General features: G+C 72.3%; 13 protein-coding genes and 1 other RNA gene. 11 read left to right on the forward strand and 3 right to left on the reverse strand.

Going from position 1 to position 14,764, the window contains the following annotated elements:
• The first annotated feature begins 140 nt into the window (after positions 1–140).
• The 8 genes from H489_RS23220 to H489_RS38025 all read left to right on the forward strand — a co-directional run bounded on the left by H489_RS23220 (position 141) and on the right by H489_RS38025 (position 6,903).
• Positions 141–1,349 (forward strand): multidrug effflux MFS transporter, encoded by a 1,209-nt coding sequence (locus H489_RS23220; RefSeq protein ID WP_152427157.1) that lies wholly within the window; start codon positions 141–143, stop codon positions 1,347–1,349.
• A 59-nt stretch (positions 1,350–1,408) separates the two neighbouring features.
• Positions 1,409–1,744 carry an STAS domain-containing protein gene (locus H489_RS23225; RefSeq protein ID WP_017886068.1) on the forward strand — a complete coding sequence of 112 codons (336 nt, stop codon included), beginning with the start codon at positions 1,409–1,411 and terminating at the stop codon, positions 1,742–1,744.
• Positions 1,744–2,157 (forward strand): ATP-binding protein, encoded by a 414-nt coding sequence (locus H489_RS23230; RefSeq protein ID WP_017886069.1) that lies wholly within the window; start codon positions 1,744–1,746, stop codon positions 2,155–2,157. Before H489_RS23225 ends, H489_RS23230 begins: the two co-directional genes overlap by 1 nt.
• A gap of 118 nt (positions 2,158–2,275) precedes the next feature.
• Positions 2,276–3,259: a helix-turn-helix transcriptional regulator gene (locus tag H489_RS23235; RefSeq protein ID WP_017886070.1), complete on the forward strand. Its 984-nt coding sequence runs from the start codon at positions 2,276–2,278 to the stop codon at positions 3,257–3,259.
• 64 nt (positions 3,260–3,323) lie between these two features.
• Positions 3,324–3,938 (forward strand): RBBP9/YdeN family alpha/beta hydrolase, encoded by a 615-nt coding sequence (locus H489_RS23240; RefSeq protein ID WP_031259252.1) that lies wholly within the window; start codon positions 3,324–3,326, stop codon positions 3,936–3,938.
• 107 nt (positions 3,939–4,045) lie between these two features.
• The gene (locus H489_RS23245) at positions 4,046–5,140 is read left to right on the forward strand and encodes a hypothetical protein (RefSeq protein WP_031259253.1); all 1,095 of its coding nucleotides are present in this window, start codon (positions 4,046–4,048) and stop codon (positions 5,138–5,140) included.
• 180 nt (positions 5,141–5,320) lie between these two features.
• Positions 5,321–6,166 (forward strand): Nif3-like dinuclear metal center hexameric protein, encoded by an 846-nt coding sequence (locus tag H489_RS23250; protein WP_017886072.1) that lies wholly within the window; start codon positions 5,321–5,323, stop codon positions 6,164–6,166.
• A gap of 2 nt (positions 6,167–6,168) precedes the next feature.
• Complete coding sequence (locus H489_RS38025; protein WP_017886073.1) at positions 6,169–6,903, forward strand: zinc ribbon domain-containing protein; 735 nt, start codon at positions 6,169–6,171, stop codon at positions 6,901–6,903.
• A 695-nt stretch (positions 6,904–7,598) separates the two neighbouring features.
• Here H489_RS38025 and rnpB read toward each other — a convergent pair.
• The 3 genes from rnpB to map all read right to left on the reverse strand — a co-directional run bounded on the left by rnpB (position 7,599) and on the right by map (position 9,775).
• Positions 7,599–7,959: RNase P RNA component class A (gene rnpB / locus H489_RS36610), an RNA gene on the reverse strand.
• A 161-nt stretch (positions 7,960–8,120) separates the two neighbouring features.
• Positions 8,121–8,870, reverse strand: a complete 750-nt coding sequence (gene ppgK, locus H489_RS23260; protein ID WP_017886074.1) for a polyphosphate--glucose phosphotransferase — start codon at positions 8,868–8,870, stop codon at positions 8,121–8,123.
• A gap of 41 nt (positions 8,871–8,911) precedes the next feature.
• Positions 8,912–9,775 (reverse strand): type I methionyl aminopeptidase, encoded by an 864-nt coding sequence (map, locus tag H489_RS23265; RefSeq protein ID WP_031259254.1) that lies wholly within the window; start codon positions 9,773–9,775, stop codon positions 8,912–8,914.
• A 149-nt stretch (positions 9,776–9,924) separates the two neighbouring features.
• Here map and H489_RS23270 point away from each other — a divergent pair, with 149 nt between their 5' ends.
• From H489_RS23270 to H489_RS23280, 3 genes are all read left to right on the forward strand, one after another.
• Positions 9,925–10,104: an SPOR domain-containing protein gene (locus H489_RS23270; protein WP_017886076.1), complete on the forward strand. Its 180-nt coding sequence runs from the start codon at positions 9,925–9,927 to the stop codon at positions 10,102–10,104.
• Between the two features lie 125 nt (positions 10,105–10,229).
• Positions 10,230–11,567 carry a type I glutamate--ammonia ligase gene (glnA, locus tag H489_RS23275; protein WP_017886077.1) on the forward strand — a complete coding sequence of 446 codons (1,338 nt, stop codon included), beginning with the start codon at positions 10,230–10,232 and terminating at the stop codon, positions 11,565–11,567.
• Between the two features lie 36 nt (positions 11,568–11,603).
• Positions 11,604–14,555 (forward strand): bifunctional [glutamine synthetase] adenylyltransferase/[glutamine synthetase]-adenylyl-L-tyrosine phosphorylase, encoded by a 2,952-nt coding sequence (locus H489_RS23280; RefSeq protein ID WP_017886078.1) that lies wholly within the window; start codon positions 11,604–11,606, stop codon positions 14,553–14,555.
• Positions 14,556–14,764 lie beyond the last annotated feature (209 nt).

Below are 14,764 nucleotides of genomic sequence, written 5' to 3' on the forward strand. Positions count from 1 at the left end.
CGGGCCTCCCGTCCGTCCGCGCCCACGTCGCGGGCCCGCGATCCGTGAGCAGCAACGGTCGCGTCCGGCACCGCGACCCGACAGTTGCTGCTCACGAAGTCCCCTGTCGAATCGATTCGGGGACGCGTAGCGTGTCCGAGGTGACGACGGAGCGCATGCCGAGACCGACGACGACCGTGCTGCCCCCGATCGTGCCGCTGGCGCTCATCGTCGGGGTCTCGCCCTTCGCGACCGACATGTACATCCCGGCGCTCCCGGCCATCGCGCGGGACCTCGGGACGACCCCCGGCGCCGTGCAGCTGTCGCTCACGGCGTTCCTCGTCGCGTTCGCGGTGGGTCAGCTGCTGGTCGGCCCGGTGAGCGACGGGATCGGTCGTCGGCCGTTGCTCGTCGCCGGGACCGCCCTGTTCGCCCTGGCGTCGGTCGGCTGCGCACTCGCCCCGGACGTCGTGACGCTGGTGGTGGCCCGCGTAGCGCAGGGACTCGCCGGTGCGGCCGGTGCTGTCGCGGGGCGGGCGATGGTGTCCGACGTGACGAGCGGTACCCGGATGGCGAAGGTGTTCGGCACACTCGCGGCCATCAACGCGATCGGCCCCGTGGTCGCCCCGCTGGCCGGGGGAGCGGTGCTGACGATCGGCACGTGGCGGCTCATGTTCGTCGTGCTGGCGGTGCTCGGTGCCGTGTTCTTCGTGGCCGTGGTGCTGCGCTTCCGCGAGACCCTGCCGCCCGAGCGTCGCGGTGGCGTCGGGTTCGCCGCGAACGGGCGGCGCATCCGCGAGCTCCTGGCGATCCCGCGCTTCCGGGCGTACGTGCTGAGCGGGGTGCTGTCGACGGTCGGGTTCTTCGCGTACATTGCGACGAGCTCGTTCGTGTTCCAGTCGGAGTACGGGTTCTCCGAAGGGCTGTACACGCTCGTCTTCGCCACGAACGCGTCGATGATGATCATCACCACGCTGCTGTTCGGCCGGCTCGTCGGGCGGGTCACCGAGGATGCCCTGCTGACCCTGGGCCTGGTCGTCGGGACCCTCGGTGCCACGGCCGTGGTGGCGTCCGCGATCCTCGACCTCGGGCCGGTGCCGGTGTGGTGCGCACTCGCGGTCGTGACGGCCGCGTGGGGCTTCGTCCTGCCGGCTGCGATGACCCGGACGCAGCACGTCGGCTCGGCGCACCCGGGCACTGCGGCCGCGCTGCAGGGTGGGCTGACCTTCGGCATCGGTGGCCTCGGCACCCCGCTCGCCGGCGCCCTCGGCGGGACCGCGCTGGCCATGGGCGGGGTCATGGCGGCGCTGATGGCTGCGGCCGTCGTGGTGCAGGTGACGGCGACGCGGCGAAACCGGTCCCACACCTGAGGGTCTGAGCCGGTAGGTTGCTGGTTGCAAGGCGCACCGATCTGAGGAGACCCACCGAGATGGACATCGTCGTACACGAGGCGGAGACCGACACCGCCGTGCTGGAGTGCAGTGGCCGGCTCAACATGGTCTCCGCACCCACGTTCCGCGAGACCGTCGCCCAGATCGTCGGCAACGGGCGGTCGCGGCTCGTCGTCGAGCTCTCCGGGGTCGAGTTCATGGACTCCTCCGGCCTCGGCGCACTGGTCGGCAGCCTGAAGACCGCGCGACAGGCCGGCGGCGACCTCCGCATCGCGGCACCGTCGGAACAGGTGCAGATGGTGCTCAAGCTCTCCAACATCGACAAGATCCTGCGGACGTACCCCGACGGGGACGCCGCGGTGACCGACTGGTGATGACCGCCCCCGTCGCCGAGCACATGCTCGCACTGGCGTGCCCGCCGGACGACGTGTCCGCCGTGCACGAGTTCCTGGCGGGCGTGTGGCAGCACGAGCCGACCGTCTCCGCCGAGGACCGCATGGCCCTCGAGCTCGCACTCGTCGAACTCACCTCGAACGTCATCGAGCACGGCGCGCGTGCGGACGGTGTCTCGTGCGAACTCCGGCTCCAGGTCGGCAACGAGCGTGTCCAGGCGCTGCTCTCCGACGACGGGGTCGCCGCCACCGTGGACCCCGATGCCGCCGTGCTGCCGGACGACTTCGCCGAGGGTGGCCGCGGGCTGGCCCTCGTCCGCATGGTCGTCGACGACCTGCGGTACGAGCGCGTCGCGGACCGGAACCGCTGGACGGTCCTGCGGTCGCGGCACTGACCAGGGCCAGCACCAGCAGCCGGACCGCTCATCCGCACAGCGCACTGCGCGGGCCGCAAACCGCAATGACGCGGAGACGATTGACGCGTTTCCCGGACACCGTGTCACGATTCGCGCGATGACTGTCGACCCTGATCCCCGGATCCGGTTCGAGACGTCCGGCGCCGGACTCGACGCGGCCGTGCAACTGTACGAAGAGGCCTACGAGAGTTCGGGGTTCTCGGCGTCCCGGACCGGTCGTCCGTTCGCGTACCGGTTCCAGGTCGTGGGGGACGACGCGATGACCTTCCGCTCCACCCGGTTCGACGGGCGGATGCGCGGCGAGGTCGAGGTCCCCGATGAGTACGTCGTGATGTGGACCTCGGACGGTGGCGGCCGCGTGGACGTCGGTCGGCAGGAGGTCGACTTCGCACCGGGGACGCCCCGGGTGTTCCCGTCGCGACGCCCCTTCGTGTTCGACCTGCAGGACGTCCGGCAGAGCCTGGTGCAGTTCGACCGCACGTACCTCGAAGGCCTCGCCGCCGAGGTGCACGGCACCCGGCCAGGCCCCCTGGTGTTCGACCACACCGCGGCGCCCCGGCCCCAGGACCTCCGCGCGTGGAACGCCCAGGTGCAGCGCGCGGCAGCCGTGGTTCTCGGTCAGGCGCCACTCACCGGCCTCGCTCTCGCCGAGACGGTGCGCGAGACTGCGCTGGCCTTCCTCGACACGTTCCCGCACGAGTCCATCGCCCCCGACGTCACACTGCCGCAGGGTGCAACCGGGCGCGTCCGCGAGGCCGTCGAGTTCATGCACGCCTTCGCACACACCCCGATCACGACGACCGACGTCGCCGAGCACGTCGGACTGAGCGTCCGGGGGTTGCAGCAGGCCTTCCAGCGGCAGGTCGGCACGGCACCGAACGCCATGCTCCGGGGGATCCGCCTGGACCGCGTGCACGAGGAGCTCCGACGCGGGGCGGCCGGTGACCTGACGGTGGCGAGCGTGGCACTGCGCTGGGGCTTCGCGCACCTCGGCCGGTTCTCGGCGGCGTACGCCTCGCGCTTCGGACAGTACCCGCGTGACACGCTGCAGCAGCCGCGGGGAGCGGTGCCGCACGCCTGACCGGGGCAGGACGCCCCGCGTCACACTCCGGCTCGGTGCGTCGCCGGTTCGCTACGCTGCCCGGATGAGCGGACCGCGACCGTGGGTGGTCATCCCGGGCATCTGGAACTCGGACCCCGACCACTGGCAGTCCGTCTGGGAGCGCGACCGGCAGCACGACGAGCGCGAGCGGCACGACGAGCGTGATCAGCAGACCCGCCGCGCCGTCCGCATCGCCCCCGACTCGTGGAGCGCCCCCGTCGCGGACGACTGGCGCGCCGCGATCTCGACGGCCGTCGCCGCGTGCAGCGAACCCCCGGTGCTCGTCGCCCACAGCCTCGGCGTCCTGGCCGCGGCCGACTGGCTCGCCACCACGACGACCGCACCCGCCCTGGTCGCCGGTGCCTTCCTGGTCGCACCGCCCGATCCGCTCGGCGACGCGTTCCCCGCCGAGGCATCGGGCTTCGCGCCGCCGCGTCGGGTGCCCCCGGAACAGCAGGTCCCGACGCACCTGGTCGTGAGCGACGACGACCCCTACTGCGGTGCGTCCCGTGCCCTCGAGTTCGCCGCCGCGATGCGCGCGGACGTCGTTCGTGTGGGTGCCCTGGGGCACGTGAACGTCGCCAGCGGTGTCGGCGGCTGGCCGGCCGGCCGGGAGCTGCTGCGGGCCTTCGAGGACGGCCTCCGACGGACGCGGTGACGGCGGGCCGCGACACGCCGCTCACTTCCGACCCGATATGGCAGGCGGTGCAGCGACACACCGCGGATGTCCCGCATTTCGGCCCGCGCGATATTTATCCTTCGGACATGGAGACCCAGTCCGGCGCACGCACCCCGCTCGTGGACCCGTTCGGCCGCGAGCTCGAGGAGTGGCTCCGCGACGCCCCGGCCACCCGCGCGCCGTACGTGCCGGACCTCGTCGTCCCGCCGGTCACCGGCCCCGTGCAGCGCCCCGGCTTCGTCGCGGACAGCACGACCACCACCGACGAGACGCTGGCTGCCGTCGCCGTCACGGCACCGGTCGACGCGACGACCGACTCGGCTCCCGTCGCGGCCCCGGCCTTCCGCCGCGACCGTGCCCGCCACGCCGCTGTCTGCGCCCCGTCGTTCCCCGAGCCGCCGGAGCGCCTGGCCCTGCGCATCGAGGATCTGGCCGTCGAGGTCTCGCGGTCCACGGGTCGCAGCACCATCGACCGCATCGTCCTGCTCGAGGACGAGGTCCGCCGCCGTGACGAGGACCTCGCGCGCCTCGCCGCGTGGGAGGCCACCGTCGCCGGCTCCGACGACCCCGAGGTGACGGCCGCCCGCGCCTTCGCCCACACCGTCTTCTCCGACCTGCTCGCCGACGCCGCCGCCGAGGCGGACCGCCGCGACCGTGCCGCAGCCCGTCGCGCAGCGACCGCGCCGGTGGCGCTCGTGACCCGGCCCGCGCGCCTCCCGGCGCGCGCAGCGCAGGATGCAACAGCAGCACACGACGCAACTGCAGCACAGGACGCGACCACAGCGCAGGACTCGGCACCCACCCGGGAACCCGCCCCGGTCGTGGAACTCGTCGCCCCGGAACGCGACGAACCCGTCCGACCGGTGCTGGGCCTCCCGGCCGTGTCGCCGGTGTCCGCGTCCACGCGACCCACCCCGCTCGTCCTGCCCGCCACGGGCCCGACGGTCATCGACCGCGCGGCCTTCGCCGCCGCCCTCACGGCGCACCAGGGCACCACCGCGAGCACGCCGATCGTCCTGCCGGACGCCGTCGCCGCACCCGTCGTCCCGGTCCCGGTCCCGGCCCCGGCCCCGGCCCCGCTCGCGGACGAGGCGGACGCGGCGGTCACCACGACGTCGGCCCCGGCCGGCTGGTGGACGCGACTCGTCGAGCGTCTGCTCGGCCTGCTCGGTCGTCGCTGACCGTCCTCGGTCCGGCCCTCGTCCGGTTGCACCGGCTCCGGTTGCACCGGCTCCGGTTGCACCGGGTCCGGTTGTACTGCCTCCGGTTGCACCCTCTCTGGTCGCGCCGCCTGGAGGCCCGGATCACCTCACACGGTCCGGCTGCCCGTGGCGGTGCGGTCGCCTCGGTAGACTGACGGGATGCCGACGCTCCGCGAACTCCAGGCCGTGATCGAGGACCTGTGGCCCGCCGCCGGTGCCGAGTCGTGGGATGCCGTCGGGCTCGTCGCGGGTGACCCGGACGCCACCGTCGAGCACGTGCACCTCGCCGTCGACGCGGTCCCCGCCACCGCCCGTGAGGCCGTGGAGCTCGGCGCCGGGCTCCTCCTGACGCACCACCCGCTGCTGCTCCGCGGGGTGACGACGATCGCCGAGTCCACCTACAAGGGCAGCGTCCTCGCGACCCTCGTGCGCGGCGGCAGCGCCCTGCTCGCGGCGCACACCAACGCCGATGTCGTGACGACCGGCACCTCGGCCGTCCTGGCAGACCGCCTCGGGCTGACCGCGCAGCGCCCGCTCGACGCCGGAGCCGACCCCGACACCGGCATCGGTCGCGTCGGTGTCCTGCCCGCGGGGACCACCCTCGGCGCGCTCGCCCGGAAGCTCGTCGACCTGCTGCCGCCCACCGCAACCGGGGTCCGCGTCTCCGGCGACTTCGACCAGCCCGTCCACACCGTGGCGCTCTGCGCCGGTGCCGGCGACTCCCTGCTCGGGCATCCGGCGGTACTGGACGCCGACGTCTACATCACGAGCGACCTCCGGCACCACCCGGCGTCCGAGTTCCGCGAACAGGCACTGCTCGGCGGCGGACCCGCGCTCATCGACACCTCACACTGGGCCACCGAGTGGCTCTGGCTCGACGTCGCGGCAGAGCAGCTCCGCGCCCACGCCGGGGTCCGCGTCACCGTGAGCGACCTCCGTACCGACCCGTGGGACTTCGCCGTCCTGCCGGCCGCCGAACCCACCACCCCCACAGAAGGAGCCTGACCATGAAGGCAGCACCCGAGGACCAGGTCATCCTCCTCGACGTCCAGCGTCTCGACAACGACGTCACCCGCATCGCGCACCGCATCACATCGCTGCAGAAGGGCGACCGGCTGACCGAGCTGAGCAAGCAGGCCGCGGGCCTCCGCAGCGAACTCGTCGCCGCCACGGGCGAGGTCGAGGACGCCGAGCGCGACCTCGCCCGTCTGGAGTCCGACACCGCGGTTGCGCAGGCCCGTGTCGAGCGCGACACCACGATGCTGCAGAACGTCGCGAACGCGAAGGACGCCGCCGGACTGCAGAGCGAGCTCGACTCGCTGCAGCGGCGCATCGGGGGCCTCGAGACCGCCGAGCTCGAGATCATGGAGAACCTCGACGGGCTCCGTGCCCGGGTCGGCGACATCGAGGGCAAGCTCGCCGAGGTGGAGTCCGCGCGCAGCGGTCTGGTCGCCGAGCGCGACGCCGAGATCGCCCGGCTGACCGCCGACCGCGAGTCCGCCGAGCAGGCCCGCGCCGACGTCGCCGCGAAGGTGCCGGCCGAGCTGCTCGCCCTGTACGACCGGCAGCGTGCGCGCTACGGCTTCGGCGCCTCGCTGCTGCAGGGTGGCGTGTCGACGGCCTCGGGCGTGGCGCTCAACAACTCCGACCTGCAGACCATCCGCCGGGCTGCGCCCGACGACGTGGTGCTGTGCCCCGACAGCGACGCGATCCTGGTGCGGACGGCCGAGTCCGGGCTGTAGACGCGAGCGACGTCCGGAGCGGAGGCGCGGTGCCGGCTGGTGCCGCGCCTCCGGTCCGTCGTGGACTGGTCGCAACGCGTCGCCTGCGGCGGTGCCGGCCGACGGTTGTCGACCACGCGGCGAAGCTGGGCGGGGAGTCGTGACCGCCCGTGCCGCCCGGCGGGAGGCCCGTGGCGGCGCCGAACCGCGCCTCCGGTCCGTCGTGGACTGGTCGCAACGCGTCGCTCGCGTTGCGCCGGTCGGTCAGGAAGTGTCGGCTGCGGCGGTGCCGGCCGACGGTTGGTGACCACGCGGCGCACCTGAGTGGGGAGTCGTGACCGCGCGCGCCGACCGACAGGAGGCCCGTGGCGGCACCGCGCCGCGCCTCCAGTCCGTCGTGGACTGTTCGCAACGCGTCGCCTGCGGCGGTGCCGGCCGACGGTTGGTGACCACTCGGCGAACCTGAACGGGGAGTCGTGACCCCGTGCGCCGCCCGGCGGGAGGCTCGTGGTTGCGCCGCGCCGCGCCTCCGGTCCGTCGTGGGCTGGTCGCAACGCGTCGCTCGCGTGGCGCCGACTGGTCACGAACTGTCGGCTGCGGCGGTGCCGGCCGACACTTCGTGACCACGCGGCGCACCTGAGCGGGGCGTCGTGACCGCGCGCGCCGCGCGCGCCGCGCGCGCCGACCGCGCCGGCCGACGCGGCACCGAGAAGGGGCGAATGGGCCGGCCGTACGCCGGGTTCTGTCCCGCCGCTTGCACGGCGGTGACGGCCATCTCTCTCGGACCGACGTTGCCGTCGGCCTCCAGCGGTCTACCCGAGGACTCGGCGAGCAGCCTCAACGTCCTCTGTCTGACCTTGCTCCGGGCGAGGTTTACCGAGCGGATCCGGTCACCCGGACCCCTGGTGGTCTCTTACACCACCGTTTCACCCTTACCGACGTTGCCGCCGGCGGTCTGCTTTCTGTGGCACTGTCTCGCGGATTGCTCCGGGTGGGTGTTACCCACCGCCCTGCTCTGTGGAGCCCGGACGTTCCTCGGCGCTCCCGGGGGAGCGACGCGACCGTCTCACCGACCCATTCGCTGCTGCGAGTCTACCCGGGTCCGCGGCGCCCGACGCCGCCCGACGCAGGACGTGCGCGCGACCTGCGCGCGTCGCTGATGAGAACGGGCGTCCCTGGTCGGAATTTCGGACCGGGTACGCCCGTTTCGACCAGGTACGACCGCGACGGGCCCAGCGCTACCGACTCCGCGCGGCGAGGGTCGCGGCGCCGATGATGCCGGCGTTGTTGCGGAGCGTCGCGGGGATGATGTCCGCCTGCAGGTCGAGCAGCGGGAGGAACTCCTCGTACTGCTTCGAGACCCCGCCGCCGACGACGAAGAGCTCGGGGGAGAGCAGCGCCTCGAGCGTCGAGTAGTACTTCTGCAGGCGCTTCGCCCAGTGCTTCCACGACAGGTCGTCGCGCTCCTTGGCGGCGAACGAGGCGCGGGACTCGGCGTCGTGCCCCTCGATCTCCAGGTGGCCGAACTCGGAGTTGACGATGAGCACGCCGTCGTTGATGAGCGCGGTGCCGATGCCGGTGCCGAGCGTCGTCACGATGACCAGGCCGTCCTTGCCCTTGGCCGCACCGAACTGCTGCTCGGCGAACCCGGCGGCGTCGGCGTCGTTGACGAAGTGGATGGAGCGGCCGAGTTCCTTCTCGAACAGCGCCTCGGCCTCGAAGCCGATCCACTTCTTCGACACGTTCGCGGCGGACATCGTCTTGCCGTCCCGCACGATCGCCGGGAAGCAGACCCCGACGGGGACGTCGTCAGCGGGGGCGAGCTCACCGATGATCTCCTTGACCACCGCCGTGATGTCCTGGGGCTTCCCGCCCTCGGGCGTGGCCTTCTTGATGCGGTCCGTGGTGAGGGCGCCGGACGCGACGTCGACGATCGCGCCCTTGATGCCCGTACCACCGATGTCGACGCCGACTGCGAGGGAGGTCATGAGGTTGTCGTGCCTTTCGGTTGCCTGCCGGAGGTGTCCGGTCAGGAGACGGTGAGGAGCTCCGCGCCGCGTTCGGTGACGACGAGGGTGTGCTCGAACTGCGCGGTCCACGACTTGTCGCGGGTCGACACGGTCCAGTCGTCGGACCAGATGTCGGCTTCGATGCCGCCGAGTGTGAGCATGGGCTCGATGGTGAACACCATGCCGGGTTCGATCACCGTGTCGTACTGCGGTGCGTCGTGGTGGGGGATGATCAGGCCGGAGTGGAAGGCCCGACCGACGCCGTGTCCGGTGTAGTCGCGGACGACGCCGTAGCCGAAGCGCTTCGCGTACGCCTCGATGGCACGACCGATGACGTTGACCTGGCGACCGGGGGCGACGGCCTTGATGCCGCGCTCGAGGGCGAGGCGCGTGCGGGTCACGAGGTCCTCGACCTCCTGCGACGCCTGGCCGACGACGAACGTCCGGTTCGTGTCGCCGTGCATGCCGTCCTTGTAGGCGGTGATGTCGATGTTGACGAGGTCGCCCTCCTGCAGGACGGTGTCGTCGGGGATGCCGTGGCAGATGACCTCGTTGAGGCTCGAGCAGAGCGACTTCGGGTAGCCGCGGTACCCGAGCGTGGAGGGGTAGGCACCGTGCGCGACGACGAACTCGTGCCCGATGCGGTCGAGCTCGTCGGTGGTCACGCCGGGGCGGATCGCCTGCCCGACGGCGTCGATGGCCTGCGACGCGATGCGTCCGGCGACCCGGATGCGCTCGACCTCGTCGGGCGTGTAGGTGTCACCGAGGCCGTGCTCGTGCGGCTCGACCTTCCCGACGTACTCCGGACGCTCGATGTCCTTCGGGACGGCGCGGTGCGGGGAGATCCGGCCGGCGGTCAGGTGTCCGTGTTCGTCCCGGGGCATGGCGACCACTCTAGCCGCGGCGCGACGCGCCGAGCGCAACGGCTGCACGGTGCGGCCTGGCTGGGTGGACGCGACCGCCTGGAGGCCCGGTGCCGGTCCGCCGGACCGGCACCGGGCCTCCAGGGCGTCACGTGGGTACGGTGGGCGGCATGAGCGACGAACGCATCGAGTCCCAGTGGTGGTTCAACGACAAGACCGGCCAGGTCGAGCAGGGTCCCCAGTCGCCGCAGCGCGACCGGATCGGCCCGTTCGAGTCGCGCGAGGAGGCGCAGCACGCGCTCGACCGCATCGCCGCGAACAACGAGAAGTGGGACGCCGAGGACCGCTGAGCACCGCGGTCGGCGGCCTGTCGGCACCCTGGTGACGGCGCGTCGCACGGCCCCGCGCACACCGCCGGACCACTAGCCTGGGACGAGGCCCGCCAGCGGCCACCCGATACACGGAAAGGTCGTGCATGGACAAGCAGACGGACTTCGTGCTCCGCACCATCGAGGAGCGCGGGATCAAGTTCATCCGACTCTGGTTCACGGACGTCATCGGGACGCTGAAGTCGGTGGCGATCGCCCCGGCCGAGGTCGAGGGCGCGTTCGCCGAGGGTATCGGGTTCGACGGCTCCGCGATCGAGGGCCTCACCCGTTCGTACGAGGCCGACGTCCTGGCGCACCCGGACCCCTCGACGTTCCAGATCCTGCCGTGGCGCGGCGAGATCGATCCCACCGCGCGGATGTTCTGCGACATCACGACGCCGGACGGGCAGCCCGCCGTGGCCGACCCCCGCAACGTGCTGAAGCGCACCCTGGCGCGGGCGAGCGACCGCGGGTTCACGTTCTACACGCACCCCGAGATCGAGTTCTACCTGCTGAAGAGCCGCGAGTGGAAGGACGGCGGCCCGCAGCCCGTCGACCAGGCCGGCTACTTCGACAACGTCCCCGGTGGCAGCGCGCACGACTTCCGCCGTCGGTCCGTCCGCATGCTCGAGGACCTCGGCATCTCGGTCGAGTTCTCGCACCACGAGGCCGGCCCCGGGCAGAACGAGATCGACCTCCGCTACGCCGACGCACTGACGATGGCGGACAACATCATGACGTTCCGCACCGTGGTGAAGGAAGTGGCGATCGAGCAGGGCGTCTACGCGACGTTCATGCCGAAGCCGATCTCCGGCCAGCCCGGCTCCGGCATGCACACCCACGTCTCGCTGTTCGAGGGCGACCAGAACGCCTTCTACGAGGCGGGCGGCCAGTACCAGCTGTCGCAGACGGCCAAGCACTTCATCGCCGGTGTGCTGAAGCACGCGCCGGAGATCACCGCGGTGACGAACCAGTTCGTCAACTCGTACAAGCGGCTCTGGGGCGGCGACGAGGCCCCGTCCTTCGTGACCTGGGGACACAACAACCGTTCAGCCCTGGTGCGCGTGCCGCTCTACAAGCCGAACAAGGGCCAGTCCGCACGCATCGAGTACCGCGGCATCGACTCGGCGGCGAACCCGTACCTGGCGTACTCGCTGCTGCTCGCCGCCGGCCTCAAGGGCATCGAGGAGGAGTACGACCTCCCCGCCGAGGCCGAGCACGACGTCTGGAGCCTCAGCGACTCGGAGCGGAAGGCCCTCGGGTACAGCCAGCTGCCGTCGAGCCTCGACCATGCCCTGAGCTTGATGGAGGACTCCGAGCTGGTCGCCGAGACCCTCGGCGAGCAGGTGTTCAACTTCGTGCTGCTCAACAAGCGGCAGGAGTGGAAGCGCTACCGCGACCAGGTCACCCCGTTCGAGCTCGACACCAACCTCGGCGCGCTCTAGAACCGAGCGCCCTGACCTCTCGGGAGCACGTTCCACATGACCGGTCGGACGACGACGTCACGTTCGGAGCTGGCCCGTCTGGGGTTCGCCGAGCTGTCGGAGAGCCTGGAGCGCGCTGCCGACCTGGAGGCCCGGTTCGGCCCCGACGTGCCGCTGCCGGTCGCGGGGTCTGCCGCGCTCTGGGGCGGTACCGCTGATCCCGACGGCGCCCTGCGGATGCTCGAGCGGCTGCTCGAGCGGGCACCGGACGAGCTGCGCCCCGTCCTGACGGACGACGCGGCGACCGAGCGCCTGATCCACCTGCTCGGCGCGTCGATCGGCCTCGGGGAGTTCCTGCACCGACGGCCCGCCGAACTCGACCTGCTGCTCGAGCCGGTCGCCGAACCGTGGTCGCAGGAGCGGTACACGGCGTCGCTGACCGAGGCCGTCGACGGCGCCACGGGTGAGGACGCCCGGATGCGCCTGCGCGTGCGCTACCGCCGGCACCTGGCCCAGATCGCGCTGTTCGACGTGCTGCACGACGTGCCGACCGATGCGTTCCCCGCCGTGGCGGCGGGCCTCGCCGACCTGGCCGGCGCCACCCTCGACGCCGCCGTCGACATCGCCCGGCGCGAGGTGCCGTTCCCCGCGGCCGACGTCGCGGCCACCCCGCTCGCGGTGATCGCGATGGGCAAGGCCGGTGCGCGCGAACTCAACTACGTCAGCGACGTCGACGTCATCTTCGTCACCGAGTCGACCGACGACATCGCCGTCGACCGTGCCGTGCTCGTCTCCACGCGCATCGCGATCGCCGCCATGCACGCGATCACCGACCTCGCCGCCGAACCCGCCCTGTGGGAGGTCGACGCGAACCTGCGCCCCGAGGGCAAGGACGGAGCACTCGTCCGCACCCTCGACTCGCACGTGGCGTACTACGAGCGCTGGGCGAAGGGGTGGGAGTTCCAGGCGCTGTTGAAGGCCCGTCCGATCGCCGGCTCCGCCGACCTGGGCGCCCGCTACGCCGAGGCCGTCGCGTCGTTCGTGTGGAACTCCGCGACCCGGCCGGGGTTCGTCGAGTCGGTGCAGCGGATGCGCGAGCGTGTGACGGAGCACATCCCGGACGCCGACGTCGACCGGCAGCTCAAGCTCGGCCCCGGCGGCCTGCGTGACGTCGAGTTCACGGTGCAGCTCCTGCAGCTCGTGCACGGCCGCGACGACCCGTCCGTCCGGGTCCGGTCGACGCTCGAGGCCATGGACGCGCTGACCGACGCCGGGTACGTCGGCCGTGCCGAGGCCGCGCGCTTCGGGCCGGACTACGCCCTGCTCCGCGTGCTCGAACACCGGATCCAGCTCCGCCGCCTGCAGCGGACGCACCTGATGCCCTCCGACGAGGAGGAGCTGCGGGTGCTCGCCCGGTCGAGCGGTGTCGCGGCATCGGCGCCGGCGCTCGAGGCCCGCTGGCGTGCCGTGAAGCTCGAGGTCCGTGGGCTGCACGAGCGCCTGTTCTACCGTCCGCTGCTGTCCGCCGTGGCTTCGACCGAGGACGAGATCGTCCTGACCAACGACCAGGTCGTCGACCGCCTGGCAGGCGTCGGTTTCGTCGATCCCACCGGCGCGGTCGGGCACATCCGCGCACTCACCCAGGGCACGAGCCGGCGTGCGGCGATCCAGCGGAACCTGCTCCCGGTGCTCCTGCGGTGGATGGCCGAGGGGCCGGCACCGGACCGCGCCCTGCTCGCCTTCCGGCGGCTGAGCGACGGCCTGGGGGAGTCGAGCTGGTTCCTCCGGATGCTGCGGGACTCCTCCGGTGCCGCGCACTCGCTCACCACCGTGCTGTCCGAGTCGGCGTTCCTGTCCGGGCTGCTCGAGCGGTTCCCCGAGGCCGTGGCCTGGCTCGACGAACCCGAGGCGCTGCTGCGTCCACGACCGATGGACTCGCTGCTCGCCGAGATGACCGCGACCACCGCCCGGCACGGCAACGACGTCGACGGCGCCGCGGCCCTGCTGCGGTCGGCCCGCCGCCGCGAGACCCTGCGGCTCGGCATGGCCGCCGTCCTCGGCTCGCTCGACGTCGACGGTCTCGGCCCGGCCCTGACCGACGTCACCGAGGCCACCCTCGCCGGAGCCCTCGCACTCGCCCGCCGCGACGCCCCCGAGGGCTTCGAGTTCGGCATCATCGCGATGGGCCGGTACGGCGGACGGGAGCTCGGCTTCGGGTCCGACGCCGACGTGCTGTACGTGTACCGGGCACCCGACCTTGCACCCGAGGTCGCGTCCCGGACCGCCCAGACGATCGTGCGCGAGCTCAACCGGCTCACCGAGGACACGATCCACCCGCTCGACCTGGACATCGACCTGCGGCCCGAGGGCAAGAACGGCCCCGTCGTGCGGACCCTCGAGTCGTACGGCGCCTACTACGCCCGCTGGTCGCTCACGTGGGAGGCCCAGGCGCTCCTCCGCGCACGGGGCGCCGTCGGCGACGCGCAGCTCCTCCGCGACTTCGAGCACCTCGCCGACCGCACCCGGTACCCGGAACAGATCGACGACCACCAGGTGCGCGAGGTCCGCCGCATCAAGGCCCGCGTGGAGTCCGAACGGCTGCCCCGCGGCGCGGACCCGGCCAGGCACCTCAAGCTCGGGCGCGGGTCGCTCAGCGACGTGGAGTGGTTCGTGCAACTCCTGCAGCTGCAGCACGCGCTCGAGATCCCCTCGCTCCGGACCACGTCCACGCTCGAGGCCCTCGACGCCGCGGTCGACGCCGGACTGGTCGGTGCCGAGGACGGCGAGCGGCTCGGAGCCGCCTGGCGTTTCGCGTCGCGCACCCGCAGCGCTCTCGTGCTGTGGTCGGGGAAGACCACCGACGTCCTGCCCGTCGACCGCGTCCAGCTCGAGGGTGTCGCTCGTCTGATGGAGTACCCGCCGGGCTCCGCGAGCCGTCTCGAGGACGACTACCTCGGCATCACGCGGCGAGCCCGACAGGTGTTCGAGCGCGAGTTCTACGGCGCCTGACCCGCCCGCGACACGCCCGGATGTCTTCTGACGGACCCGACCTGAGCACCCGTCGAAGGTGAATTCTCCGCGTCGCGCTGCGTCCCCCGACGACCCGTCCTTCGTACCCCTGCCCGGAGTGCTGTCGGAGCCGTTACCGGGCCGTGACCGAACTCCCACCGGACCGCCAGGGGACCTTTTCCGACGTCCCCCGACACGCCCGGTGACCT

This window comes from Curtobacterium flaccumfaciens UCD-AKU (genome assembly GCF_000349565.1).
Taxonomy (GTDB): Bacteria; Actinomycetota; Actinomycetes; order Actinomycetales; family Microbacteriaceae; genus Curtobacterium; species Curtobacterium poinsettiae.

Coding starts and splice junctions, on each gene's coding strand:
- H489_RS23225 (WP_017886068.1), top strand. CDS start 1,409: ATGGACATCGTCGTACACGAGGCGGAGACCGACACCGCCGTGCTGGAG.
- H489_RS23230 (WP_017886069.1), top strand. CDS start 1,744: ATGACCGCCCCCGTCGCCGAGCACATGCTCGCACTGGCGTGCCCGCCG.
- H489_RS23235 (WP_017886070.1), top strand. CDS start 2,276: ATGACTGTCGACCCTGATCCCCGGATCCGGTTCGAGACGTCCGGCGCC.
- H489_RS23240 (WP_031259252.1), top strand. CDS start 3,324: ATGAGCGGACCGCGACCGTGGGTGGTCATCCCGGGCATCTGGAACTCG.
- H489_RS23245 (WP_031259253.1), top strand. CDS start 4,046: ATGGAGACCCAGTCCGGCGCACGCACCCCGCTCGTGGACCCGTTCGGC.
- H489_RS23250 (WP_017886072.1), top strand. CDS start 5,321: ATGCCGACGCTCCGCGAACTCCAGGCCGTGATCGAGGACCTGTGGCCC.
- H489_RS38025 (WP_017886073.1), top strand. CDS start 6,169: ATGAAGGCAGCACCCGAGGACCAGGTCATCCTCCTCGACGTCCAGCGT.
- ppgK (WP_017886074.1), bottom strand. CDS start 8,870: ATGACCTCCCTCGCAGTCGGCGTCGACATCGGTGGTACGGGCATCAAG.
- map (WP_031259254.1), bottom strand. CDS start 9,775: ATGCCCCGGGACGAACACGGACACCTGACCGCCGGCCGGATCTCCCCG.
- H489_RS23270 (WP_017886076.1), top strand. CDS start 9,925: ATGAGCGACGAACGCATCGAGTCCCAGTGGTGGTTCAACGACAAGACC.
- glnA (WP_017886077.1), top strand. CDS start 10,230: ATGGACAAGCAGACGGACTTCGTGCTCCGCACCATCGAGGAGCGCGGG.
- H489_RS23280 (WP_017886078.1), top strand. CDS start 11,604: ATGACCGGTCGGACGACGACGTCACGTTCGGAGCTGGCCCGTCTGGGG.